The 24867-nt window shown below is 55.6% G+C and carries 20 protein-coding genes; 5 read left to right on the top strand and 15 right to left on the bottom strand.

What is annotated here, in order from left to right; all coding sequences use genetic code 11:
• Nucleotides 1–26 precede the first annotated feature (26 nt).
• Complete coding sequence (locus EYC82_RS11695) at nucleotides 27–2465, bottom strand: TonB-dependent receptor (protein WP_279249714.1); 2439 nt, start codon at nucleotides 2463–2465, stop codon at nucleotides 27–29.
• Nucleotides 2466–2537: 72 nt separating this feature from the next.
• Nucleotides 2538–3866 carry a hypothetical protein gene (locus EYC82_RS11690; protein ID WP_279249713.1) on the bottom strand — a complete coding sequence of 443 codons (1329 nt, stop codon included), beginning with the start codon at nucleotides 3864–3866 and terminating at the stop codon, nucleotides 2538–2540.
• Nucleotides 3867–4154: 288 nt separating this feature from the next.
• Between EYC82_RS11690 and EYC82_RS11685 the strand changes: the two genes are divergently transcribed.
• The 3 genes from EYC82_RS11685 to EYC82_RS11675 all read left to right on the top strand — a co-directional run bounded on the left by EYC82_RS11685 (nucleotide 4155) and on the right by EYC82_RS11675 (nucleotide 7711).
• Nucleotides 4155–4592 carry a styrene oxide isomerase gene (locus EYC82_RS11685; RefSeq protein WP_279249712.1) on the top strand — a complete coding sequence of 146 codons (438 nt, stop codon included), beginning with the start codon at nucleotides 4155–4157 and terminating at the stop codon, nucleotides 4590–4592.
• A 274-nt stretch (nucleotides 4593–4866) separates the two neighbouring features.
• Nucleotides 4867–5799, top strand: a complete 933-nt coding sequence (locus EYC82_RS11680) for a class I SAM-dependent methyltransferase (protein ID WP_279249711.1) — start codon at nucleotides 4867–4869, stop codon at nucleotides 5797–5799.
• Nucleotides 5800–5806: 7 nt separating this feature from the next.
• Nucleotides 5807–7711 (top strand): PQQ-dependent sugar dehydrogenase, encoded by a 1905-nt coding sequence (locus EYC82_RS11675; RefSeq protein ID WP_279249710.1) that lies wholly within the window; start codon nucleotides 5807–5809, stop codon nucleotides 7709–7711.
• Between the two features lie 8 nt (nucleotides 7712–7719).
• Here EYC82_RS11675 and EYC82_RS11670 read toward each other — a convergent pair whose 3' ends face one another.
• From EYC82_RS11670 to EYC82_RS11645, 6 genes are all read right to left on the bottom strand, one after another.
• Nucleotides 7720–8094, bottom strand: a complete 375-nt coding sequence (locus EYC82_RS11670; protein ID WP_279249709.1) for a cupin domain-containing protein — start codon at nucleotides 8092–8094, stop codon at nucleotides 7720–7722.
• A gap of 35 nt (nucleotides 8095–8129) precedes the next feature.
• Entirely contained in the window at nucleotides 8130–9494 is a 1365-nt protein-coding gene (gene nhaA / locus EYC82_RS11665; protein WP_279249708.1) for a Na+/H+ antiporter NhaA, read from the bottom strand.
• Nucleotides 9495–9529: 35 nt separating this feature from the next.
• Nucleotides 9530–11143, bottom strand: a complete 1614-nt coding sequence (locus EYC82_RS11660) for a tRNA-dihydrouridine synthase (protein ID WP_279249707.1) — start codon at nucleotides 11141–11143, stop codon at nucleotides 9530–9532.
• 266 nt (nucleotides 11144–11409) lie between these two features.
• Nucleotides 11410–12855 (bottom strand): flavin-containing monooxygenase, encoded by a 1446-nt coding sequence (locus tag EYC82_RS11655; RefSeq protein WP_279249706.1) that lies wholly within the window; start codon nucleotides 12853–12855, stop codon nucleotides 11410–11412.
• A gap of 83 nt (nucleotides 12856–12938) precedes the next feature.
• Nucleotides 12939–13298 carry a DUF4345 family protein gene (locus tag EYC82_RS11650; RefSeq protein WP_279249705.1) on the bottom strand — a complete coding sequence of 120 codons (360 nt, stop codon included), beginning with the start codon at nucleotides 13296–13298 and terminating at the stop codon, nucleotides 12939–12941.
• A gap of 165 nt (nucleotides 13299–13463) precedes the next feature.
• Nucleotides 13464–14939, bottom strand: a complete 1476-nt coding sequence (locus EYC82_RS11645) for a protein adenylyltransferase SelO (RefSeq protein WP_279249704.1) — start codon at nucleotides 14937–14939, stop codon at nucleotides 13464–13466.
• 111 nt (nucleotides 14940–15050) lie between these two features.
• On the opposite strand from EYC82_RS11645, the gene EYC82_RS11640 reads away from it, so the two are divergent.
• Nucleotides 15051–16949 carry an N-acyl-D-amino-acid deacylase family protein gene (locus EYC82_RS11640; protein WP_279249703.1) on the top strand — a complete coding sequence of 633 codons (1899 nt, stop codon included), beginning with the start codon at nucleotides 15051–15053 and terminating at the stop codon, nucleotides 16947–16949.
• A 132-nt stretch (nucleotides 16950–17081) separates the two neighbouring features.
• Here EYC82_RS11640 and EYC82_RS11635 read toward each other — a convergent pair whose 3' ends face one another.
• Complete coding sequence (locus EYC82_RS11635; protein WP_279249702.1) at nucleotides 17082–17519, bottom strand: arsenate reductase ArsC; 438 nt, start codon at nucleotides 17517–17519, stop codon at nucleotides 17082–17084.
• A gap of 179 nt (nucleotides 17520–17698) precedes the next feature.
• Between EYC82_RS11635 and EYC82_RS11630 the strand changes: the two genes are divergently transcribed.
• On the top strand, nucleotides 17699–19159 hold the full coding sequence (locus EYC82_RS11630) for a carotenoid oxygenase family protein (protein ID WP_279249701.1): 1461 nt from the start codon (nucleotides 17699–17701) through the stop codon (nucleotides 19157–19159).
• Between the two features lie 37 nt (nucleotides 19160–19196).
• On the opposite strand, the gene EYC82_RS11625 is transcribed toward EYC82_RS11630, so the two are convergent.
• The 6 genes from EYC82_RS11625 to EYC82_RS11600 form a co-directional block, all read right to left on the bottom strand.
• Nucleotides 19197–19661, bottom strand: a complete 465-nt coding sequence (locus EYC82_RS11625) for a nuclear transport factor 2 family protein (RefSeq protein WP_279249700.1) — start codon at nucleotides 19659–19661, stop codon at nucleotides 19197–19199.
• A 106-nt stretch (nucleotides 19662–19767) separates the two neighbouring features.
• The gene (locus tag EYC82_RS11620; protein ID WP_279249699.1) at nucleotides 19768–20265 is read right to left on the bottom strand and encodes a hypothetical protein; all 498 of its coding nucleotides are present in this window, start codon (nucleotides 20263–20265) and stop codon (nucleotides 19768–19770) included.
• Between the two features lie 19 nt (nucleotides 20266–20284).
• Nucleotides 20285–20449, bottom strand: a complete 165-nt coding sequence (locus tag EYC82_RS11615; RefSeq protein ID WP_279249698.1) for a high-potential iron-sulfur protein — start codon at nucleotides 20447–20449, stop codon at nucleotides 20285–20287.
• 143 nt (nucleotides 20450–20592) lie between these two features.
• Entirely contained in the window at nucleotides 20593–21726 is a 1134-nt protein-coding gene (locus EYC82_RS11610; protein ID WP_279249697.1) for a hypothetical protein, read from the bottom strand.
• Between the two features lie 52 nt (nucleotides 21727–21778).
• Nucleotides 21779–23134 carry a DUF1552 domain-containing protein gene (locus EYC82_RS11605; protein WP_279249696.1) on the bottom strand — a complete coding sequence of 452 codons (1356 nt, stop codon included), beginning with the start codon at nucleotides 23132–23134 and terminating at the stop codon, nucleotides 21779–21781.
• A complete protein-coding gene (locus EYC82_RS11600; protein ID WP_279249695.1) occupies nucleotides 23131–24813 on the bottom strand; it encodes a DUF1592 domain-containing protein in 1683 nt (560 codons plus the stop codon). The genes EYC82_RS11605 and EYC82_RS11600 overlap by 4 nt, the downstream gene beginning before the upstream one ends.
• Nucleotides 24814–24867 lie beyond the last annotated feature (54 nt).

The raw sequence follows: 24867 nt of genomic DNA, 5'->3' as shown, positions 1-24867 counted from the left end.
GACCTGACTTTCTTTTGAGGGAAAGCCTACCAGGTATAGTAGAGTTCGACGCCATAAGAGCGCTGTTGTCCCGGACGCAGAGTGACCGATCCAACGCCTTCTATTGAGGCCACGCCGGAACCGAAGTAGTTCTCATCTGTAAAATTATTTACATAGGCTGCCAGTTCTACGTTCTCCAGAGCGAGCGGCTGGAATGCCAGACGAAAGTTCCACACCTTGTAAGAGTCAACATAGGCCTCAGGCGTCTGCGCAGATGCCGGGTCCAGCCCGATGAATACTGAACCCATATAATAGCCATGAACCCGGGGTGTGATTGCCCCTAATTCGGTCTGCCACTCGTACTGTGCGATGAGAGACCACGTCCACTTTGGAATATAGGCGAAATCCTCATCACTACGATCAATGACAAGCTGGGAGCCGTCGAGTTGCGGGGCGAGGTCTTTGAATTCGTCGTATTCCGCGTCGGTATAGCTGGCACTGGCATTCAGGAGCAGTCCTTCAACGGGCATGGCACTTATTTCCAACTCCCCTCCCTTGAGTGTTGCCTTGCCGGCGTTTGCGATACCGTTTTCGGTGCGGTCGATTCCATTAGGGTCGGGAAAATTCCGGGTGACGTTGATCTGTATATCATCATAGTCTGAGTAATAGAGAGCACCGTTCAATCGTAATTTACTACTGAGAAAATCGAGCTTGTAGCCAAGTTCGTAGGTCCACACCTCTTCCGGATCGAAGGGTAGAAACTGATCTCCAAATGGCGAGAAGCCGCCAGCCTTGAAACCGTTCTTGGCGCTGGCATAAAAAATGCCTCCGTTAAACGTCTCCCCGTACCAGGCGTCCGGCGCGAACATGGTCAGGGTGGCGGCCGGATTGAATTCGGTCCAGTCCTCCTTGCCCTCGTCGCCAGGGATTTCAGGATCGATGATGATGGGGTGCAGATAGTTCTGCAGAGCATCGAAATCTGCCCGAGTTAACGGCGGCCCCGATGCGAGATCGCTGTCCGAGCTATAATTAACCTGTGCTGCTTTCTTTTCTTCCCAATGGAACCTGCCCCCGAGGGTCAGTTGCCAGGTATCAGAAAGATTGAGTATTGCCTGCCCGAAAGCTGCGGCAGAGGTGTTCTCAAAATCGCGAATTACCGCTTCGCGGAAAGAAATGGCGGGGGGTGATAGTGCTACGTTCCCGTCTGGCAGCGTCGCGCCGAGCCACCCTCCCGGGCCAATCATGTTACCTCCCGGATTGTTGTCAATGTTTTCGTTTGAGTAATAAAGACCCACGGTATACTCCAGAAACTCATCGAAAGCGCCGCCGAGTAACTGGAACTCCTGGGAGAAAAACTTTCGGGTCTCGTCATCCGACGCGATGCCATTACCCGCCAGTTGCCGTCGATACTCATAGGCATTGTTGAGAGTGTAAAGATCTGTGCCGTCAATATCCTGTGATGCAAGATCGATATCATCCTGGTACAAATAGCCAGTGATGCTTTTCACCGTAAAGTCGTTCAGATCCCAGGCGAGTGTAGCGCCACCTAGCTGGCTGGTAATTTCATAGACCAAAGGTGAGCGGTCCATAATGACTTTCTCATCGTCCAGCAGGCTTTCGCTGCGCTCGCACAGTTCATCGTAGCCTGCGGATTGGCCAGGCGCAGTGAACGCTTGCAGTTGTGAGCGTTGCACGAAGAAGCAGTTCACCGGCGAGGTGTGTTCTTCTACCTTACCGTAAAAATACATCAAGTCGGCGGTAAGGACGTCACTCTGGTAACGCAGCTGACCGAGTGCAGATTTGCGGTCGACATCACCATAGTCCTGGCCCGTGAAAGCATCGTCGCGATAGCCGTCTTCCTTGCGGCGATCCAGTTGGATACCGCCAGAGAGGGTATCTTGCCAGATAGGACCGCTCACGCCGAAACGAAAAAACTGTCGGCTTCGGTCGCCTAAATTGACACTGGCGAAACCCTCAAATGTTTCCGAGGGTTTCCTGGTTGTGAGGAGGATCGCCCCTCCAGCGGTATTCTTCCCGAACAAGGTGCCCTGCGGGCCGCGCAACACCTGCACCGACTCCATATTCAACACGTCCACCAGCTGTGAATCGTTGCGCGGCATATAGATGGAGTCGACATACACACCAACACCCGGATCAGCAGTGATCTGGCTGAGACGTGTACCGATGCCGCGAATACTGAGATTGGCGCGCTTGTCTCCCTCTTGGCGAGTGAGGCCCGGAACATTGTTGGTCAGGTCAGAGATGTTGTTGATTTGGCCCTCGCGCAATGCATCAGCGCTGAATGCAGTAATGGCGATAGGCGTTTCCTGCAAACTCTCTTGCCGTTTACGGGCGGTGACGACGACTTCCTCCAATGCCGTACTTGCGAACACCGGATGAGGGGGTGGAAGTAAAGTAAGCACTGCCGCAGCCGTCAGAGTTTGCAGCAGGGCGTGTGGTCGATGGTAGTGCATGAAGTCAGTCATAGCGCAGGTTCTCATTTTTGCGGGCCGGCTTGTAGTGTGCGCGAGGCGATGGGTTGTTTCTTGCACAAGGCACTAGGTTGTCTCTTTGTCGTATGTCTCGTAGAGGTAAATATGGCGGCTATTATCATGATCCCACATATCCTGGCCGGTGATATCGGCCCATTCGCTGCGGCTTGCCGGTGCCGTCTCTGTATCGATACGAATTTGCCACGCGAGCTTTATGTCATGAGTGTCGGCAATATCCTTCAGAGCGCTGACCTCCACCGGGCGTACGATCGCCCGTGGGTTGATTTCCTGTGCCAGGCGGTGGAAGCCCGGCTGACCTGAATCTACCACCATGAGGCTGGCTATGCCCCGTTTTATTGGCTCGCGGTATCCGGCGCAATCTTTCAGCCATACAAAGCCCTCAACGGGTGAGATTTGTGCATAGCCCACATCGAAGTAGTCATGGGGCGTGAACGGATTGAGCTGTAGTATTTTTAACACGGCACCCATGTCATCTCCCTTAATGCCGAAGGCGTTGCGCAGTCGATGCACCGTCACTGGAGCCAGGTGGTGGTACTGCTCTTGCGCCATGGCCACGATATGCTCAGCACCCTGGCGTTCCGCGATTGCGTTGTAGCACGCATAGTTCAGCAGAAACACATCCAACATGAATTCCTTGCACAGGGTAGCCAGCGTTCCCTGACTGAGGTCTTCAAGACAGAAGTCTCGCTTGAAAACGCCGCTATAGTCGCTAAGGCCAGTACCTTCGGGGGGTAACGATTCAAAGGTGAAGTTTGCTGCGAAGGTGCTCGATGTCTGATCGAGAAACGGACAGTTCTCTACCAACCCGATGTCTTCTTGTATGGCTACCCGCCACTTGCAGGGACCCGTTTCCGGTATGGTCGCGACTGGCGGGCGAAAAATGGGTCGACAGCGCATTTGCGGATTAACCGCCATCACGGTGGCATCGAAGGTTGGATCTTCCATATGGTGGCAAATTTGCGTCTGCATTGACTCATCGCCCCCTGACATTCGATAGACATGATTGAACGGGCCGCAGGTGCTGGTCCAAAAAAACCCCTCTACTGGAGACACCAGTTCGTAATGAAAATTCAGGTAGTTGTGCGGCGCTCCAATATCGACCTGCAAGCCCTTCAGAGCCACACTGACGTCATCGCCCTCTATTCCGAGAAACTGGCGATTGCGGTGATTGTAGATAGGACTGGTACTCATCCACTCGTCGCAGGCGATTTGCGTCTGAACCTCCATGCCGAATTTCAGCGTGACAGGCAGCAGTGCGCTGCGGTCGTGAATATGGTTGGCTAGCATAATATCCCGCCCGTATTCAGCGAGCAGGTGGTGGTCGAAATCCTGCAGTGCAAGATTTGGGTTAAAATCACCTTGGTAATGTTTCATTGGCGCGCTCTTCAGGCCCATCCCGGGCGGTGTTATCAGGCAGGGTTGCCTAATATTTGGATCAAGTCGTAGTGTTTTGCTTTATCAACAGTGTTCATGCCGTGCAGCGACAGCGCCATTGCGCTGGGCCACGGCTGCTAACAAGGAACAAGTGATATCCATGTCTTACCCCCGGGCGTGTCATTTCATAGCCACCACTATAATATAGTCGCAGCACCTCGGAATGCCAAATGAGGCGAAACTCGGGTTGATGTTTTCGTGTTTGTAGCACCCAAAGAGGGTAGTCTGATGCAAAAAAAATCGTCTGAGGCGACACTGTGCCTGCATGGCGCCATCGTCATGTTTACTGCTTTTTTTTCTGGTGGCATGATTGGCATGGTCGCAGTGGGGCAGGTTGAGGGTAGTATTGACGGCTGGAAGCTTGCCCACATGGAGCCTCTCATCAATGCCATAGTGCTGTTCGCTATTGCCGGGTGTCTCTCGAAGTTAGTCCTTACGCGGACTCAGCTCAACATCACCGTTTACTGTCTGGTAGGTATGGCTTACAGCAACACGGTGTTTGGTTATATGCGCGCACTCACTGGAGCACTAGGCTACGAGTTTGATGATTCGCTGGCCAACAATATTGCCACTTCCGCGGGCATGCTCGGCGTGCCACTGGCGATAATTGCCTTTGCGCTGATACTTGTGGGCGCAATGCGTGCTCGTCGAGTGAATCAATCCTAGATCGGCTAACATCGGTGTCAGCTGAGATTGAACATAGCGTAGGCCCCGACGGAGATGTAATAACGATAAACACCACGTATTATGTGGCGGGTGTCGGGTTCTGCCCCGGCTGTGAATTTGCGGAACGCTGGAAGGTTCATTGAAAATTCTGAGTGTGGTGTTCAAATGACAAGGTGGCAGCGACGTGCGGGTTGAGTCGTCGCCGCTGGCTCTGTGGTGCTGTCCATCCTGTGCAGGTGGAATAGAGCTTCTGTCAGATGAACAGGTACGCTGCGTGTCCTGCGGTGTCATCTATCCGGCGTGCGATGGCATACCCGACTTGCGGTCTCGAGACGGCGTATTGACCTACGCAGATGATGACCTGCGCGATGCCAGAAAGCTGTCCGCGGCGTGTCGCGGCATATCGCTTGAAGGCGTTATGGATAAACTCTGCGACCGGCCGGAGCACGATGACGCAACGCGCGCTCTCCGTGTTCGGCAAATTCTGGAATCTCCGCGCCGCCTGAGCAGCCAGTTTGACGGCTGGTTGGACTTCTGCGCGCAAGATAGCGATGTTTTTCTGGATATCGGTTGCGGAAGTGGCGGCCTACTGGCGGAAGCGGTTAATCGCGGGTTGATCGCAGCAGGCATCGATGCCTCCATGACGATGCTGGTGGCGGCAAAACACATGATTGAGTCTCATGGTGGAGTGGCGCGACTGGCCTGTGCCTACGCAGAGGCGTTACCCATGGAGAGCGATTGCCTTGGCACTGTGGTGATGTTTGATTCCATCGAACACGTAAGCAATGTACGAGAGACCCTTGATGAGGCGCGGCGGGTTCTCAAGCCCGGGGGCCACATGGCGCTATCGACCCCTAACCGCTTTAGTCTGGCTGCGGAGCCCCACGTATTCGTCTGGGGCGTGGGCTGGTTGCCCCGTTCCTGGCAGAATGCTTACGTGCGATGGCGCAGTCAGCAGGACTATCACGGCACCGTGTTACTGAGCACCCGAGAAATGGCACGGGAATTGCGCCGTCATGAGGATCTGGTTTTCGAGCTGAGTGTTCCGCAGATCCCTGCCGAGGAAATCGAGCACTTTACCCCGCGTCGCGCCTCACTCGCGCGACTTTACAACTGGCTGGCAGCCTTTCGACTCGCCCGTGGTGTTCTGCTTGCGGTTGGGCCATTCTTTCAGGTTGTGGCGCGTCGCACCGCCGGGTCGAGGTAGCGGGCTTATGGCATCAGGTCTTCTGGTTCGTGTGTCAAGGGTACGCGTCGGTAAGCGCCCGCTGCTATTTCTTCCTTATGCCCTTTGGTCACTAACCGTCGCGTCTCTGTTGCTTACTTTTTTACCTCTTGTGCACCCTGGTGTTGCTGTCTGGCAATTGCCAGCGGAGGAGGTGATTCCCTTCTATGTGGTGGGTGCGACCTCTATTTCCTACGCACTTCTTCTGTTTCTTGCCTGCGCTGGTGATCGGGGCGTGAACCTCTACATGGCGGTAGCGAGTGGCATCCTTTGCTATGGAATGGGCGCATGTGTACTGCTGCTCCTGCCGGAGCTGGCCTTTTCACGCGGGATTCTTGGCAGCTCTGTTGGCCTCGCTATCCTGCTCGGGTTATACCCGCTTGTGTTGCCGCGCTTTATATTTATGTTTTCGTTGCCTTTATTACTCCTGCTGGTAGTGGCAGTGAATGGCTGGTTTTTACAACGGCCGGTGATAGAGTCGCCGGCAGAACCAGAGCGCATTATTTCTGCGCGCTATGTGATCAACAAGGAGACACAGCAAGTCGTACCCCAGCAGCCAGAAGCAGAGGGCGGCGCCCTTACCCCCTACGGTGAAGGATTCATCGCGGCGACTGCCAACGGTCTTTTCTATCGATTGGACTGGACTGGGCAGGGCAATGAATTACACGCTGACGCACTGAAGCTGTCCTCTCCGCTGGCAGGACGCGACACTTTTTACGAGAAGAAGCCTGCTGGCTTGCAATTCCGGATCACCGATATCCTCGTAGAGTATGGGGATGGGGACGGTAGTGATGCGTTGCTGGTATCGCACCAGGTCTGGGATCGCGAGGACGACTGCTTCCGCATGGCAGTCTCGAGGGCGCGCCTTGATCCGCAAGAACCAGGAAGCGCTGCAGACTGGGAGCGTCTTTACACTACCCAGCCCTGTATCGAACAGCCCTTCGACACCGTTGAAACAGGTGGCCGCCTGGCGTGGGTGGACGGCGGTCTGATGTTCACACTGGGTGACCATGGCAAGGATGGACGCGGGGGCCCCGCGTATCCCCAGATTCCATCGTCAGATTACGGCAAGGTCCTGTTGCTGGATATGCAGGGTGGCGCAGAGGTTTTCACTCTGGGGCATCGAAACCCTCAGGGCCTGCTGGTGGATAGTGCTGACCGCATCTGGGTTACTGAGCACGGGCCTGCAGGGGGGGATGAACTCAACCTGCTGCGAGAGGGGGGCAATTACGGTTGGCCACTGGCGACGTATGGCGCGGACTACAACAAGCGAACCTGGCCGTTGAATCCGGATAGCCTGGACCACGGCGGCTTTACGGAGCCTGTCTATGCCTTTGTGCCGTCTGTGGCCATCTCGAACCTTATTCAGGTGGGAGCTAAACAGTTTCCGCGCTGGAAGGGCGATTTCCTCATTGGTTCGCTCCGCAAGGAGAGCCTTTACCGGGCGCATGTCCGCGAGGAACGGGTTATCTATGTCGAGCCGCTCACGGTTGGCAAGCGTATTCGTGATCTTGTGGAAGCCGAAGACGGCCGGGTTTTGCTCTGGTCTGATGACGAGACGGTAACCGTATTATCGCGGCGTCCAGACGCGAACACCGGGGAAGATATTTTCGATCAGTGTCGAGTGTGTCACGAACGTATGGGTCGGGACGAGGCGCCGGCGCCAAACCTCTCCGGTATCGTTGGGCGCAAAATAGCGGCCAAGCGTAATTTCAACTATTCGCCGGCACTGAGGGCGGTTAAAGGCCGCTGGACCGAGGCGCGCTTACTGGAGTTTCTGCAGAACCCGCAGCAGTTTGCTCCAGGCACTTCAATGGGCGCTAACGGTGTTTCGGACGCGGCTGAACGCGCGGCGCTGGTGCAGTTTCTTAAAACCTATGGCAAGAAGCCCTAGGCGCGCAGTCACCTGACCAGCGGACTCTCGGCCGGATCCAGCAGCGTCAGCTTGTCGAACAGATTTTCGTCCACGCCTAATCCTACGATGTACACCATGCGCTCAGTGACCTCGCCCTCGGCGTGGATGGCCCCCGCGGGGATTACCAGTTTGTCGCCGGCCGAGAGTTCAACGCGTGCGCCGTTTTCGTTCAGAACGTAACTCTTACCTTCCATGACGTAACCGCAGTTGTCTACATCGTGCCAGTGCAGAGGAAGTTCTTCCATGCGGTCAGAGACGTATACCGTGGGCCACAGGTCGAGCCTATCGATATCTGCCAGCACCTCCGACTTATTCTTAAAAAAGTTGTGCATCACGCGCATGGGGCCTGGATCGAGTGGCATCAGAGAGTCTCCCGAAGTGTTATCTTGCAAAGCTCTCAGTGTAGCTTATCGCCTTCGTCGCGTGTTTGCAGCATGAGCCAGATAAAGCCGCTGACGCCGGCAATAGCGGACGCCAGCAGGATGCCGGTTTTTGCCATGAGCAGGTCGTTGGACGAGTTTGCAAAGCCGAGGTCGGCGATAAAGATCGACATCGTAAAGCCGATTCCTCCGAGCATGCCCACACCAAGAATATGCTTCATGGTCAGCCCCGCCGGTAAGTCCGCCCAGCCAAGTTTCACGGTGAGCCAGGTAAAGCCAACAATACCGATGGGCTTTCCAATTAGCAGGCCGACCACCACGCCCAGTGTAATGGGGTGATTCAGGTATTCACCCAGACCGGCGAAATCCACCGGGATACCCGCATTGGCGAGTGCGAAAACGGGAATGACAATGTAGGCTACCGGCAGATGCAGAGCATGTTCAAGCCTTTGTGCCGGAGCTTGTGCCAGCGTAGCCCCGTCGTCGAGTGCAGTTACCAGCGCCCGCAAACGATTGTTGTGGATAATATCCGCATTGTCCGCAATAGCCTTTTGCATTTTGACCGCGCTTTCCTTGATGCGGTTAATAAACGCTTGCGGTTCGAATTTCGGGCGAATAGGGATGACGAAGGCCACCACGATACCTGCGATGGTCGCGTGAATACCGCTTGCGAGCATGGCGCCCCACAAAATAGTGCCGACGAAGGCATAGGGCAGGGGCCGGCGGATTCCCCAGAGATTCATCGCCATCAACAGAGCGGTGCAGCCGGCTGCGTAGAACAGTGTCAGGACATCGATTTGCTCGGTGTAAAACAATGCTATCACGGCCACGGCAACCAGATCGTCAACAATGGCGAGCGCGATCAAGAAGGTCACCAGATTTTTTGGAATCCGCGCTCCCAGCAGGCTCAGAGCGCCGATGGCGAAGGCAATATCCGTCGCCATGGGAATACCCCAACCACTGAGGCTGCCACTGGAGTAGTTCACTGCCACGTAGGCCCCTGCGGGTACCAGTACACCGCCAATGGCTGCCATTATTGGTAGCAGGGCCTGCTTCGGAGTCGCGAGTTCCCCTACCAGCAATTCGCGTTTCAGTTCGAGGCCCATGACGAAGAAAAAGCCCGCCATTAATGCTTCGTTTATCCAGTGGTGTATGGATAAAGAGAATTCAGCACCGCCGATTTTTATACCGGCATGCGTGTGCAACAGGTGCGAGTAAGCGTCATACAGAGGTGTGTTGGCAATGACCAAGGCAATTACCGCACAGATCATTAACAGGATGCCGCTGGTTGTCTGCCGATGAATAAATTCTTCGAGCGGCGTCAATATCCGCACGAATGAGCGCTCCCAGCGAGCAATGTTGACGCCCTTGTTACCAGCCATGTGCCGCATTCCTTCTTGAGTCGTTATTCACGTTTTCAGCTCGCATCCAAAAACGGCCCGTCGACACAGAGTCTTCGGCCATCCGGAGCAGCACAGGCGCCACAGATACCGACACCGCACTTGGTTAAATAGTCTATGGCGCTGAAAATTTGGTGCGGATGACAGAATTCCCGTTGCACCGCGATGGCTGCATGTACCATCGGTTCTGGACCGCAGTTGTAAAACACCAGTCTGGCGAGCTCTTCGGGCGACATGGCCTGCAATCGTTCCCGCAGCAGTTCAGTGACTACACCATGGTATCCGGCACTGCCATCGTCGGTTGCCACGTGGACCTCTGCGATCTGGCGACATTCCTCCAGATAGTAAAGGCGTTCGGCGCTGCGTGCGCCCGCGAATACCTCAGCATTGCCAAAATCACGGGCAATCTGGTAGACGGCGGCCAGGCCAGTACCGCCGGCGACAGCCATTATTCTGGCGTCGTTATCCGGTGCAACGGCTATGCCGTGTGGACCCCGGATGTAGGCTTCTGTGCCTTCGGGCAGGTCCATCAGAGCGTGGGTAAAGATGCCCACGTCGATAGCGACTAATGTGAAGGGGTCATCGTCCAATACAGAGAACGGTTTCTCACCCAGACCAGGAACCCACAGGAAAATAAATTCTCCTGCCTGGATGTTCACTTTGCGGTCAAAGGTGAGGAGAGCGATATCCTCACACACCCGCATATTTTTGACGAGCGTGACGGGTTTGAATTCCATATCGATATCGTAGCGAATATGTCGTTCTGCACTGTTGTCGTCTGAATCGAGGTCATTGTGCAATGCGCGAAAATAGCCGCCGATCTCGTCTGTAGTCAGGCCGGTAAGGGCAGAGCCTATGCCGACAATATGTGCCCCGGCGTCGAAGAACGCGCGAGCATCAGCGGCACTGCTGGCGCCGCCGCAACCGATAACGGGAATATCTGCTGCCGCTTCAATCTGTCGAATGCATTTCAGTGCGATAGGCAGAACGCCCTTGCCTGACAGCCCTCCTTCGCCATTACTGAGAACGGGGTGGCCGTGTGCCGCTGTGTAGCCGGGCCCCACTGTATTGATAGCGCAAAGCGCATCTGCACCACCTGCTATGGCGGCCTGGGCAATAACACCAATGTCAGGCACGTTGGGAGTCAGTTTTGGAATTACAGGAATGTCTACGGCGGCTTTTACCGCGGCGACAATCTCGCGCACAAGCTCCGGATCCTGGCCCATGGCCATGCCGTACCCTTTTGCGTGGGGGCAGGACAGGTTCAATTCCAGTCCATCCGAGACGGGCGCGAGTATGCGTGCAATCTCGACATACTCTTCAAGGCTGCCGCCGAAAATGGACGTCAGCAGGAAGCGATCGGCGGGGACGTTCAGTGCGCCGAGCAGCTCCAGCGAGCGCTGCGGGCCGGGATTGGTCAGCCCCACGGCGTTGACAAAACACCCGGGGGCGTACTGGCTGTAGACCGGCTCCCTGTAGCCTTCTCGTGGTTCCGGACCGATACTTTTGGTAGTGATTATGCCCACTTCCGGCACCTGGTCAAAGAAGTATTGAATGATCGGCGTGGCGGTAGTGATGATGCCCGACGGAATCGTGAAAGGCGCTGATAGCGTTTTACCGAAAAAGTCCATAGTCTGTCAGGCGGGCTCTTGTCTTGTTGAAGAATCTGAAAAGAGTGGCGAGTATACTGGTTTGCCCGGGCTTTAACGACCTTGTGCCATCCCGCTAGCTGTATGGGTGCTGGACAAACTCAGGCCTTCTTTCGGATCTGAATAGGTGTAACGCAGGGCCCCGTTTGCCTGCAAGCGGAGCCCATTGAGGCACGTGTTGCAATGGTAACCGAGAACAGCCGGTAGGCTGGACGTTATTGTCATAGAGTGGGTGTCGGGCCCTGTCCTCAGGAAGGAGTGGTATTGAATTCATGCAAGCCGGACGCATCGTGCAGTCCGGAGAATTCCTTAAAGTTGCCTGGAAACAGGAAGGGTGGGTGTCCGGAGCCTGCGGTATAGTAGCTGTCGCATTTGCTCGAGCCCCAGCTGAAACGCTCAAAGCGCCCGTCCATCCACTCGTTGTATTGATCGAAGGAGTCCTGCCTGACCTCCAGTGAACGGCCCCCCTTGTCACGCAGAGCCGCAAGCAAGCCGACGATGGTTTTCATATTGCGTTCGGCGGTAATGAAAAATGACACATTCAGCACCAGCCCGTTGGGGCCAATGGCAAAGAAATAATTGGGGAATCCGGGGGTGGCGATACCCTTGAAGGAACGGGGATCTCCCGCGAGTTCCTCCCCGAGGTTGCGACCGTCCTTCCCGACGACGTCGAAGCGATCGTAGTCGAGAATTTTGTAGCCCGTACAGTAAATGATGATATCTGCCTCGATATCACGCCCGCCTTCGGTGACGATGCCCCCCTCCGTCACCCGCCGGAGGCCCTCTGGTACAAGCTCGACGTTGTCGCGGTTGAGTGCGGGGTAAAAATCATCGGATACCAGCCCGCGCTTGCAACCGTAGTCACTGTCTGGCAACAGTACCTCGCGCAGCGCCGGATCCTCAATGGCCTTGTCGATATATTTTCGGGCAACATTTTCGAACTGCCCCATGCGGTTGTGACCCACGGTGACCGCATACTCTACCTGGCCCATCATCATGCGTTGTACCCAGCGGGTCAGGGCGATCGACCCCGGGATATGCCTGAAACGCCAGCGCTGTCGCGCACTGTACATTTTGCGGTTACGGGGCATTATCCAGTTGGCGGTGCGTTGCAATACGGTCAGATGCCCCGCTTTTTTTGCGACCTCGGGAACGATTTGTACAGCGGCGGCCGCAGAGCCCACAATGACGACTTTTTTGCCCTCCAGTTTCACATCGTGATTCCACTCGGTGGAATGCCAGCTATCTCCCTTGAAGTGGGATATTCCCTCTACGTTTGGATAAAGGGGTGTGTGCTGATTGCCCATGGCATTGATGACGATATCAAATTCGCCCAGCGGACCGTCTTTTGACTCCAGCAGCCACTTGCCCTCGCCGGCATAGCTGGCGCGGCTGATGGATGTTTTGAGCATGAGATGTGAGTCGAGACCGAACTGGGTGCAGCAGTTGGCGAGGTACTGTTGAATTTCCTCATAGCCAACGAAACTGGCACTCCAATCCGGATTTGGGGCATAGGAAAAGGTATAGGAGTGTGCCCATACGTCGCAGGCCAGGCCGGGGTAGGAGTGTTGACGCCAGGTGCCGCCGGGGCCATCCAGTTCGTCAAAAATAGTGAAGTCTTGAAAACCCTGTTGCAAGAGCTCGCGTCCGGCGGCGATGCCGGATGGGCCTGCGCCAATGATAGCTATTTTCATAGAGTGTCTTCCGGGTGAATCAAATAGCCCTGTAGGCATGGAATAGTCAATTGTTGTTTTTTGCTGATCGGTTTACGTGTTTTCTAAAATATCAGACCACCGAGCAACAGTATGGCCATCGTGGCATCCACGATAATTCCGGGGGTCGAATCCTTCAGGCTGGTTTTGTCGGCAGCCATTGAGTAAAGGCGTGCCACCAGTCCGAACACCCATGCGACGCCCAGTGTCATATAAATCAGTGGTTCATGCAGCAACAGTGCCATGATGCCGCCACCGAGGTGGAGGCCGCCAAATACGACACGCGCTTCCGAGTATGCCATCGGGCTGCCCAGCGTGATTTGCTGGGCCTGGGTAATCAGTTGGGGTTTGAAGAAGCCAACCAGTCCCAGCACGATAGTCAACACCGCCCCTGCGCGCGGCAGCCATTCTGCAAGTATGTCCATCCGTTGTACCTGTCGAGTGAAAGGTTACAGGTTAGCAACAGTCCCCGGAAACGCACAGTCCCATGCATCGTGTGGCCGCCGGGTAGAAGAAAAAACCTCGATTGGTTCAGAATGTAAGTGCATGTCCGGTCCGGGCTGTGAGACATGCCTTCATCGTGTGTGGCTTTATGTTCCGCAGAAGGTTTGTTGGACAATTTCTTCTGGCCGGGGCGGACTGGCGAAATGTCGTAGTTCCGGGGCGTAGGACGTTGGATTCTCAAGCAGCTCCGCCAGTTGGTGAAAAATCGCGAAGTCATTGTTATCAGTGGCTGCGGCAATGGCGGCTTCCACCAGATGATTGCGAGGAATAAATACCGGGTTAGCGGCGTACATTACGGCCTGCCTGTCGGCGGCACTGGTCGGTTCCCGTGCAGCTCGTTCCCGCCACCGATCAAGCCACGGCTGCAGGGCATCCGGGAACTCTAAGAGTTCTGCAACTGTGCCTGTACGGTTGGTCTCATCGGCTAAGTCTGCGAGGCGTCGAAATGTCAGTGTGAAGTCAAGCCGTTGCTCTGCCATGAGGCGCCAGAGGTCGTCCACCAGCGGCACATCGCCCGCCTCGATAGCTTGCAGCCCCAGCTTGCGCGCCGCGCCCAGAGAGTTGGCCTCCAGGAATAAATCGGGGAAACGATCCAGAGCCGACTGGGCCAGGGCGATGGCGTGCTCCTGGTCGTTGTGGAGGATTGGAATCAGGCTATTGGCAAGGCAGGAAAGGTTCCAGTGTGCGATACCCGGCTGGTTGCGGTAAGCATAGCGGCCACCGTGATCAATGGAGCTGTAGACTTGTTCCGGGTTGAATTCATCCATGAACGCGCAGGGACCGTAGTCGATGGTCTCGCCGCTGATGAGCACGTTATCTGTATTCATTACCCCGTGGATAAAGCCAAGCATCTGCCACTTGGCGATCAGTTGCGCCTGCCGGGCGACGACTGCGCCGAGCAGAGCGGCGATGCGATTTTCACTGTCCTCCAGTTCCGGATAGTGACGCGCAATGACGTGATCGGTAAGTAGATGCAGTGCCTCTGTGTCCTTGCGCGCTGCGAAGTACTGGAAGGTCCCTATACGGATATGACTGCTGGCAACCCGTGCTAATACCGCTCCGGGCAAAACGCTTTCCCGCATGACGCGTTCGCCGCTGGTAACCGCAGCCAGTGCGCGGGTCGTGGGCACGTCCAGTCGATGCATGGCTTCACACAGGATATACTCACGCAGCACGGGTCCGAGGGGTGAACGACCGTCACCGCCCCTTGAGTAAGGAGTGGGTCCCGAACCTTTTAGCTGCAGGTCAAAACGCCTGCCGTTGCGGGCCCGAATCTCACCCAGCAGTACCGCGCGCCCGTCGCCCAGTTGCGGGTTGAACCCACCGAACTGATGACCGGCATAGGCGGTGGCAATGGGTTCGGCTCCCTCCGGCAGATAATTACCAGCGAGCATGGCGGTTCCGGCCTCCGACGCGAGCCACTGAGTATCGATGCCGAGGTCTTCTGCCAGTGGAAGGTTGAGGCGTATGGACCCTGGCTCCCGCACAGGAACAGGGTCCTGGGGCGAATAAAAGCGCTCTGGCAGCCGCACGTAGTGATTGTCGAAAACAATTTGTCCCATTCGCCTGATATCCCGGTATTGGCTATAGTAGCGGGTCCGCTCCCGGAGCTCCCGGGGGTGCAGCATAGAACATGGCGCGTCCTGTGGAAACTGTGGTCACGGGACAGGCGCATGAAACGCCACAGAGAGGTAAACGGTATGTCCGAGTCCACCTGGGATACCCTGATTAGAAATGCATTGGTTATAGATGGGAGTGGCACAGCGCCAACGCACCAGGATATTGCCATCAAGAACGGGCGTATTGCCGCCCGGGGGACTGGTTTGCCCGCTAGTGAGGCGACTGATGTTGTCGATGGTGAGGGTCGCTGGGTGATGCCCGGCCTGCTCGATATTCACACGCATCTGGATCTTGAGGTTGACCTGGAGCCCGGCCTGCCGGAGGTGGTGCGCCACGGCACCACCAGTGTGCTGGTGGGCAATTGCAGCCTGGGCACCTGTTTCGGTCGTCAGCAATCAGGCGACCAGAACCCTATAGTGGATTGCTTTACCCGTGTCGAAAATATACCCAAGTCGGTGCTGCGAAAATGTGTGGAAACGGTTAAGTGGGATAACACAGGTGATTATCTTGACCATTTTGACGATGTTCCTCTGGGACCCAATGTCGGCGCCTTTATACCGCACTCCATGCTGCGCATAGAGGTGATGGGCCTCAAGGACAGCATCAGTCGCGATCCCACCGATAGCGAATTGGCCCAGATGGAGGCGCTGTTGGAAGAGGGTATGAATCAGGGGTACGTGGGAATGAGCACGGATGGACTGCCTTTCCACTACCTCGCGAATGAGCCAAACACCGACAAGCGCATCCCCACCCAGTTCGCCAAATTTGGGGAAATGAAGCGCCTTATGAAGGTTTTACGCAAATACGATCGGGTTTGGCAGACCACACCGATTATTGAAAAACGCAGTAAAGCACTTCTCTTTTTCCTGTTGACCAGTGGTCGCCTTTTCGGCAAGACCTTGAAGACCTCCGCCCTGTCCGCTATCGAATTTGTGCTGACACCGGACGCACACAAGGGCTTGCTCGGTTTTGCCGCTTTGATGAATAGTCGCCTATTCAAGGGAAACATTCACTTCCAGGCGCTGGGTACGAACTTTCGTGTATGGTCGGACGGAATCGTTTCCCCTCTGTATGAGGAACTGGACTCTACCTGTGAGCTGATCTCAAAGGAGTATGATGACGTGGAGGGTCGTAAAGCACTGCTGAACGACCCCGAGTTCATTCGCCGCTTTCGAGAAGACTGGCACTACGGTCGGCGTGGTCGAAATTTTGCGCACTTAAAGACAAAGTTAGGGCTACCGGATAATCTCGTGGTGCGTGATCTGCACCTGATGATTTTCGATGGCGCACCTGTCAGTGAATGGGACGGTGAGAGCATGCAAGTGGTTTTTGATCGGTTGGAGCGATTCCAGCGCGGGGCCGCGGATGAGGCTCGCAGCGATGCAGAACGCGATGCCTTCGAGAAATTTCCTCGCCCGGTCGGCGATGATGCTGAGTTCATGCTGCACATGATGCGCGAGTACGACAAGAGCTTCCGGTTTTGGGTCGACGTCGGTAACGCGGGGAATCACGCCACGCTGGATTTGCTTTTGTACAAGCATGCCATGCCGGGTTTTAATGATTCCGGCGCGCATATCACCAACATGGCATTCTTCGACGCTAACCTGATGTCACTGAAGCTCGCGCAGGCGCAGTCAATGGACACCGTGGCAACCATGGTGAAGCGTTTGACACGTGAGCCCGCTGCATTTTTCGGCCTGGATGTAGGCACGCTTGAAATTGGCGCGCAGGCAGATATTACGATGCTGGACCCGGCGGTGTTGAAAACGTGGGACAGTAACGACAACCGTATTTTTGAACACCGGGAGTTGTTTATGCATAAACAGATGCTGAATCGATCCGATGGTGTTGTTGATACCGTTTGGATAAAAGGCGAACCCGTTTGGCGTGGTGGGACATTTACCAGTGCGCTGGGGAGCAAACCGTTAGGGCGCGCACTGCGCGCAGCCTAGTCCAACGTTTTCATTTCCGCCGCGGGGTGGCGTAAAACTCTGGCCTCGAGTTCTCGGTGATTGCGCAGCCGAAACTGTTGTGGCCTCCCCCGAGGACATTGCCAGTGGTGGGCCACAGCGTGCCGTGACACTTTACGTTCGCTCTCTTTTTTGCAGTTCTGCGTCTATGACGAGGCCTAGGTCGCTGAGCAATGTCTTTACCTTGCTATTAATAGCGTGGCAGATTTCATTGTAAGCCGCTGGTGACATGTCGCTTGGATCAAGGAGCGGCCAGTCATCATGGAAATGCGACCGAATATGCGGGCAGGCGTCGCCACATCCCATCGTAATGACGGCATCGAACTCGATAGAGGGTAGGGCATCCAGTGATTTTGAATGGTGTTTGGAAAGGTCATAGTCGAAGCCCCGCAGGGCAGCAATGGCTTTGGGGTTAACGATGCCCGAGGGCCTCGAGCCCGCGCTGAAGGCGGTGACGCCTTCGCCGCCGTGTAAGCGGGCGAAAGCCTCTGCCATCTGGCTGCGGTTAGAATTTTCAACGCATACAAACAAGACATTGATGGGGTGCGCCATCGACAAAACTCCTTACATCGTGTGCCCCGATATTAAATGCGGTGACCCTGCGCTGTCATCTTATTAGGGCTTTAGCCCGGATGGGCAGGCGGCATTACCCCGTATATACTGGTATGAGCAACCCGATAGTCGGTAGACATAAAAAAAGTGGTAGTTAACCACCTCACGGAGTAGGCAGCGTGACAATAAATAATGTGAACGAGCAGGCAGTGAGTCCCTGGAGTGATCCTCAACTGGCCCATGTGTCTGGCTTTAGAACGGCGGAAGATAACCTGGCTTATGAAATTACTGCCGATGAAATTCGTGGGAAAATTCCGGATGACTTGTGCGGCATATTTTTACGCAACGGCCCGGCTCGGAACGAGCTGGCGGGCAAACCATTCGGTCACTGGTTTGATGGCGATGGCTGCGTACATACCTTTCGCATCGAGAATGGCGGGGTAAAGTATCGTTCCAGCTTTGTTAAAACGCCCAAGTATGTTGAGGAGACCCGTGCGCAAGCTGTCAAGTTTCGCAGCTATGGTCATAACGCTCCGGGGGGATTTCTGAAAAATCTGCACATGCCCGCCAATGCCGCCAACACCAGCATTATTCATCATGGTGGCAAACTGCTGACCCTGTTTGAGGGCGGTTTACCTTGGCGGATGGACCTCGACACTTTGGCAACGCTGGGGCCGGAGACCTTCGACGGGGCTCTGAAAAAAATGGACACCTTCAGTGCTCATGGCAAGCTCCACCCGCGTACGGGTGATTATTTTAACTTTGGTATGGGTATGGGTGCACGCCCCAAGATTAATCTTTATAAAATCTCGCCCCAGGGCTCGATGGTGGCGCGGTCGGCTTTGCCTATTGATCAGATGGCGTTTTGTCATGACAACGCCATGACCGAGAACTACCTTGTTTTTATGGTGATGCCGGTCAATTTCACTAATCCGCTGAAGGTATTGTTCGCAAGAGACACTATCGACAACAATATGGAGTTTCAGCCGGAGCACGGTATGAAGGTCTACGTGGTGTCGCTGAGCGACTTCAGCCTTGTGCGGACCCTTGAGGTCGATCCGTTCATGTTTGCCCACAGCTCTAATTGTTGGGAGGAAGGCGATGAGCTCGTAATTGATGTTGTGGCGATGTCGGCGCAGGATGGAGAGATCGGTACGCGTTTCTCACGCAACCTATTCAGCCAGCCGCGCCCTGCGACGGGGCAGTTGACACGCTTTCGTATGAATATAAAGACCGGGCAGATCAACCGCGAGGTGCTGCCCAGCGGCATCCCCAGTGAGTTCCCCCAGTGGGACTGGCGCCTTACGGGTAGTCCGACTCGCTATACTTATACCGCAGGTATTTGCGAAAACGAAACCCCCGGGTTCTACAATGCGGTGCAGCGAGTGGATTGTCAGGCAGGGGAGGCAAGTGTTTACGACTGTGGCCCCGGCCGCTATACCTCGGAGCCGATTTTTGTACCACGCAATGCCGAAGCAGTTGAGGGAGACGGTTATCTGTTATTTGTGGTCTATGATGCGGGCTCAGAACTGTCCGAACTGATGATCCTCGACGCCAGTAACATGGCGGACGAGATCGCCTCTGTACCTCTGCGCAACCATGTGCCTCATGGCTTTCATTGTGGATTCACGCCGCTGTAGACCGTTACCTACCGCGCAGCGAAATTGCGACTGATTATCAGGCAAAGCCATGCTTTCTAACGGTATGCCCCTGCGGTAGCGGCTCTGCGCATTCAAAGGTCCGCTTGTAGCGGGTGGTGTTAATCCGCCACTCATTGTCCTCTTTGCAGTAGTCGTCGGTGTATATCGCTGCCCCGTAAATACGCATATTGGCCTCCAAAGCCAGCACGGTATCCTCGAGATACCAGATGCCGCTGGCGTTGTTCTCGTCTAACAGCGTGATTTCGGGGGTGTGGCCCTGATGCAGGGTCAGCATGTTTTTGCCGGATAAATTGTTGCGCATAAACGAAACGATTTCTTCGCGGTTCTTGAATGCCAGGTCACCGTCGCTGTAGGCACCGATACAGTTTTTTGTCAGAGTGGAGGAAAACAAGCCCCAGTCGTTGGTGTCGAGTGCGCGAAAATAACGCGCCTTGAGCTGCTTGATGGCCTCAATGGCCAGCAGCGTTTCGATATCAGTCATAGTCGAATACCTCAATGAGCATTGCGTGGATCATCCGATCTATCCTGACTGAAAATAAAAGGGTCAACGAGAAATCGAGGTCCTGTAAGTCGTCCTTTACCGAAGCTCAGCGTGTCGTTTTGATTGGGTTCGGTGGATCGGTCAGACGAAATTCCGGGTGTTGTATTTTGCCGCCTGAGCGGGCGATGAGGCTGGTGCCTACGAGAGAGGCCACGGTCACCAGCACCACCAGTAGTGATGCTAAGCGCAAAGTCCTCGGTCTAACTGCACAGAGAATAATGGCAAGAACCGCCAGGACCGCGTTGGCGTATAGCAGCGGCGCCCAGGCTTCCGCCAGCTCGCCGTGATAATCAAGCCAATCGCGACCATGTCCATCCAGTTGGTCGTAAATGGCCGGGTAGGCTGCATCGCCATAGAGAATGACCAGATAACTGCAGCCGGAGGTCAGTGCAACCAGCGTCAGCCCGGTAAACAGGAGTGCATTTTGTCTAACGACAAGACCCGCGAGCAATACCACAAGCGCCATGAAAAGACCGATGACCGGAATATGATTGAGCAGCATGTGCCGGTACGCCGGGAGTTCCAGAAGTTCAATCATTTCCATAGTGCGGATACGACTCTACTCATTTACCGGCCCAGGAGTCGCAGTAACCTTGAGGGTTCACGGTGCCGCCAAGAATGTCACACTCGCCGCAATTGGAATGTTCTCCACTGCGGAAAAACGCACAATTGCCGCATTGCTCATTGAGATTGCGAGATTGTTCTATGTAGCCTCGGGTTTCGCGCATCTTCTCCTCTCCGCGGCTCAGCATCGCCGGATCAGAGCAGTGCTCGGGCCCGGATCTCGCGCAGCCAAAAAAGATCGGTGTTGTCACAAGCGGTAGTAATGAAAGCCCCCGCAGGACTTGTCTACGAGTAGGCTTTTGCGTGATCAATGCTGTGCGACCTGGGGTGGCATGATGACAAACGCGGGAACCGCCTCAAAATTGATGACGGTGGACATAGAGGTGCACTTGCCTGTTACAGGGTCCGGGTGCCCATCGGCGACCTGCGGCAGGGCATGGTAGACACCGGAGCACATGTAGCCGATATTATTGGCCGCAGCGCGACCGAGGTGTATGGGCCCGATATAGACCTCAGTCAGGAAGTCAAAGGTGTTCTCGATGTCCCAATAGCCGGCAAGCACGCCTTTCATGCTGCCATCGGAGTTCATTTTGGCTCTGATTTGCAGGTCTCGAAAATAGTAATGATTGTCGATGGCCTGCACCTTAAAGCGCAGCTTGGCGTCGACTGGCCCCGCCGTGAAGATGCCATCGCGGATCTCGCCCTGGAAAACCTCGCTGTGATACATCGCATCCTCATGGACAAGCTGGCTCATATCCGGAACAACGTTGCTATTCGCATCTTTAGTGACCGGCCCCGCGCTGGTGAACAGGCGCGCCTCAACGCGCCCATTATCCGGCGTACCCTCTACCAGCTTCAGTTCCAGTAGCGTGGCGTACCCGTTTTCCAGTATAGAATTCTTGGTATCGAAGAGGCGGTCGAAGAGGCCGTCAGGGCGGTAGCCCTTGACGCAACCCATTAGGCGATAGTGCTGGTTATCGACGCCCGTTGTGCCGTCTGCTCCGATAAAGTCATCATGGGCGCACTGCCCGCCGCTGTCGGCCGAAGAGGTTTTGCCGTCAAGATCCAGTCCCGCGACAGAGGCATTGCCCTTAAGCAGGATGTGCCCGGGGTCAGGCCACACGGTGGGGTCCTTGCAGGCATCGGCGGGCAATAGCTCCAGCGCGCCATCGCGGTCGCCAGCGTCCCAGCGCTTTTGAACCTCATCGCGGACCGCTGCATACTCATCTGAGAAAAAATCCTCATCCGTAATATTCATACCTTCTGGACACTCGCCCGGATCTTCTTTGGGAACATCATAGGCCCAGTCGCTGAACACAAACCCTCTGACCTGCTGTTCAAAGGCCGCAGCCTTTATCTCGTCACTCGCAACCTCGCTGGCGGACTTGTCTCCGCATCCGGTAATCACGAGAAAGACGCAAAAAAACAGAATAGATTTCATGGCGTGGCTCCTGTTGCATTGACGGCGTTGCTGTTAACGAACCATTTCGATTTCAAACTAGAATTTCTGAGATGGCCCGGTCAGTCTGGTTTTGGTCCGTTCCCCATTGTCCTACGTTAAGGCCCATGGCCTGTTGCAGAGTCAGTCCGACCCTGCTGCAGGTTTCTCCAGCGCCGCTGACGTGTACACCTGTGCGAATGCGCCCGCCCGCCCGCCCCGCTGTCATGAAGGGCATACCAACCACGCTGTGCGTATTGGCCTCAGAGGTTTCTGAGTGAGCCATTACCAGGCAGTTGTCCAGCAACGTGCCGTCGCCCTCGGGCACGGCATGCAGTATCTGGGCAAACTGGGTCCAGGCTTCCATACTTTTCTGCACGAAGACGGTTGCCTTGGGCTGATAACCCAAGAGGGGGTCACGGGGCTCTTCATGAGTCAGCGTGTGGTGCGTATCCGTTGTGCCTGGCATACGCAAGCTTGATGCGCGATCGGAAAATTGCATATTAAATACTCGAGTCTGGTCACAGGCCAACGCGAGTGCGAGGACCTGGGCCATCAGCGCATGATTGCCTATCACATTGTCTATCTCCGTATCCGCCGGCAGGTCTACCGGGGCCCCGGGTATGCTGCACGCTTCGAGGGGCGGCGGCTTCTTCAGTTGTAAAACAAGCTGCTGTTCCAATTGTCGCAGAGCAGTGAAGTACTGATCGAGACGAGCACGATCGTTATGACCCAGTTGTCGCTCCAGTCTTTTGCGGTCTTCGGTAACGATAGACAGCGCACTTTTGCGCAGCAGAACGTTCGGATCGGGAGTAAACTCCGCCGCGTTTGGGTCTGCAAAACCTGGGCCGAAGATACGGGTGTAAAGTCCAAGCGCACTGGTCTCTGCAGGGTTAATATTACTGGCGTCGCGAAGACTGTTACTGTGCCGCGGGTTTCCGGTTGCCGCCATCTCCAGGGAGCGAAAGCGGGTGCGGGTGCCTACTGCGTCGGAGATCAGCACGTCCAGTGTAGGCCCCTCTACACTGTCAGTGGACTTGGGCGCACCGCCACACAATGAGCCGAAAACACCGGTGCGATGCACCTGGTTGGCCTCACCGTTGAGTAATACACTGTAACCGCTCAGGATATTCATGTGCTCCCGCATGGGTTCGATTGGCATCAATTCAGGCGTAAGCGTCCAATCCGTGCCCTCCGTCGACGGGTCCCAGCGCGATGGGTTCATTCCGCAGCCGAAGAACCAGGTGCCAAAACGCCTGGGAAGCGGGGCGCCTGTTGCGGCCATTGCATCGCCATTGGTATTGAGGAAGACATCGAGAAAGGGCAGGCCGATGGAAACCGCTGCGCCGCCCAGAGTGCCGCGTAGAAATGTCCGTCGGCCAATGCCTTTGCTAATTCCATTACGTTTCATGAGGCTCTACCCCGGTCGCGATCGGCGGTTTTGTGTATCGATGAGTTGTTGTGGAGGCGGGCAGTGGATGACGCTGGCCCGGTAGCAGTGCGAAATGCTTCGCTGGTGGCAATACTGCGCATAAGCGCCGGCAACTGGTGACCGTTCTCGACGAAATGATTTTCGAGATAGCGCAGTAGCGGGCGTTCTGCATTAGTTTGCTTGCGGCCCACCGCATACCGGTACAGGTTTTGTACCAGACAGGCACCCACTAGATCGCTGTCGGCAAAGGCCTGACCCAGCCCTGCGGCGTCGGTGAATGATACGCCATCGAAATCACCGCTGCTGTCGATAGCCGCGTTGTTTTCCTGTGCGCGGAATTTGCCAATGGCATCAAAATTTTCCAGGCCCAGGCCGATAGGATCGGTCAATATATGACACTTTTTGCAACTGGACTGCGTCGAATGAACGCCCAGCCGATCCCGCGCTGTCTTGTGTACTGTGGCCACGTCCTGCACAAACTGGGTGAAATCGACGTCTGCGGGCGCTTCTGGAATAGTTTGACACAACAGGGCTTCGCGCATGAATACTCCGCGCAGCGTAGGTGAACTGCGCCCCGGATGTGAGTACAACATGGCAAAGCTGGCGTGTGACAACAAGCCGGCGCGGGAGCTGCTCAGAGGAAGGATAGCGTCTTCCCAGCCCTCCACGCTGCGAACCGGTACGCCGTAAATAGGGCCTAGCGAGCGAGTCATGGGCAGCGACCGTGATGTAAAAAGAGTACGGTAGTCCGCCCGTTGATCTATTAGTTGTTCCGTCACGAAACGCAGAGTCTGCTCGCGGGCATCGGCCGCCACTGTTCTGCTGAACATTGGGTAGCGGGTAACGTCCTTATCGAGGTCGTCGAACAGGTCAAAAGTAAATACGTCCTCAAAATAAGCACGCATGCCGCCAGAGAGGTATGGCGAGGAGAGCATGCGATCAACTTGCGCCGACAGTACAGCGGGATCGCTCAACTCGCCGCGTTCTGCGGCCGAAAGTAATTCTTCGTCCGGTCCCCGGTTCCAGAGAAAGTAGCTGAGCCGTGAAGCCAGACTCAGCTCGGTCAGAGCCAGTCGAGCGGGTTGTTCCGTCAACGGAGCGGGCTGGGCGATTTCTACGCGAAACAAGAACTCTGGCGCGACCATCAGGCTCGCTAGCGCCAGCCGCAGACCCGCATAAAAATCCTGTTGAGTGTTCGCTACTCGGTTCGCCGCCTGCAGGCGGCCGTCGAGGTCTGCGTCGGTCAAGGGGCGCCGCAACAAGCCGCGTCCTAAAACCTCCATGACCTGACGGGTGCAGGCGTCGTCGGCAGCTTCGAGGGACTGCGGCTGGCAGGGCAGGATGTTGCCGCGATTGTCAGGTGATGTGACCTGCCCGGCAATATTGCGCGCCATGGCCTCATATTGCTCAAAGCCACTGGGTGTCACTGAGACAAGCGAGGCACCCAGTGCATTGAGGCCGTTGCGGCGGCTGTCTGGCTCAAAGCGTCCTGCCACGTCGATAGTCGGACCAAAGGTATCCTTGATGACATTGGTATATTGCTCCGCTGTGAGGCGGCGCATCGCGACGGGGCCGCCTATAGCATCGGTGGCTGTATTGTCGCAGCCAAGCAGCGACAGAAGACAAGCGCCGATAACTGTTTGAAAGGCTTTACGCATAACAAAGCTCCACGACTGGACGAGATGATATTATCGCGAAACGTGCCCTGTCGC

The organism is Candidatus Marimicrobium litorale, from assembly GCF_026262645.1.
Lineage (GTDB): Bacteria > Pseudomonadota > Gammaproteobacteria > Pseudomonadales > Halieaceae > Marimicrobium > Marimicrobium litorale.
The sequence above is the reverse complement of the archived record's forward strand: the minus strand, read 5'-3'. Positions and strand labels throughout refer to the sequence as shown.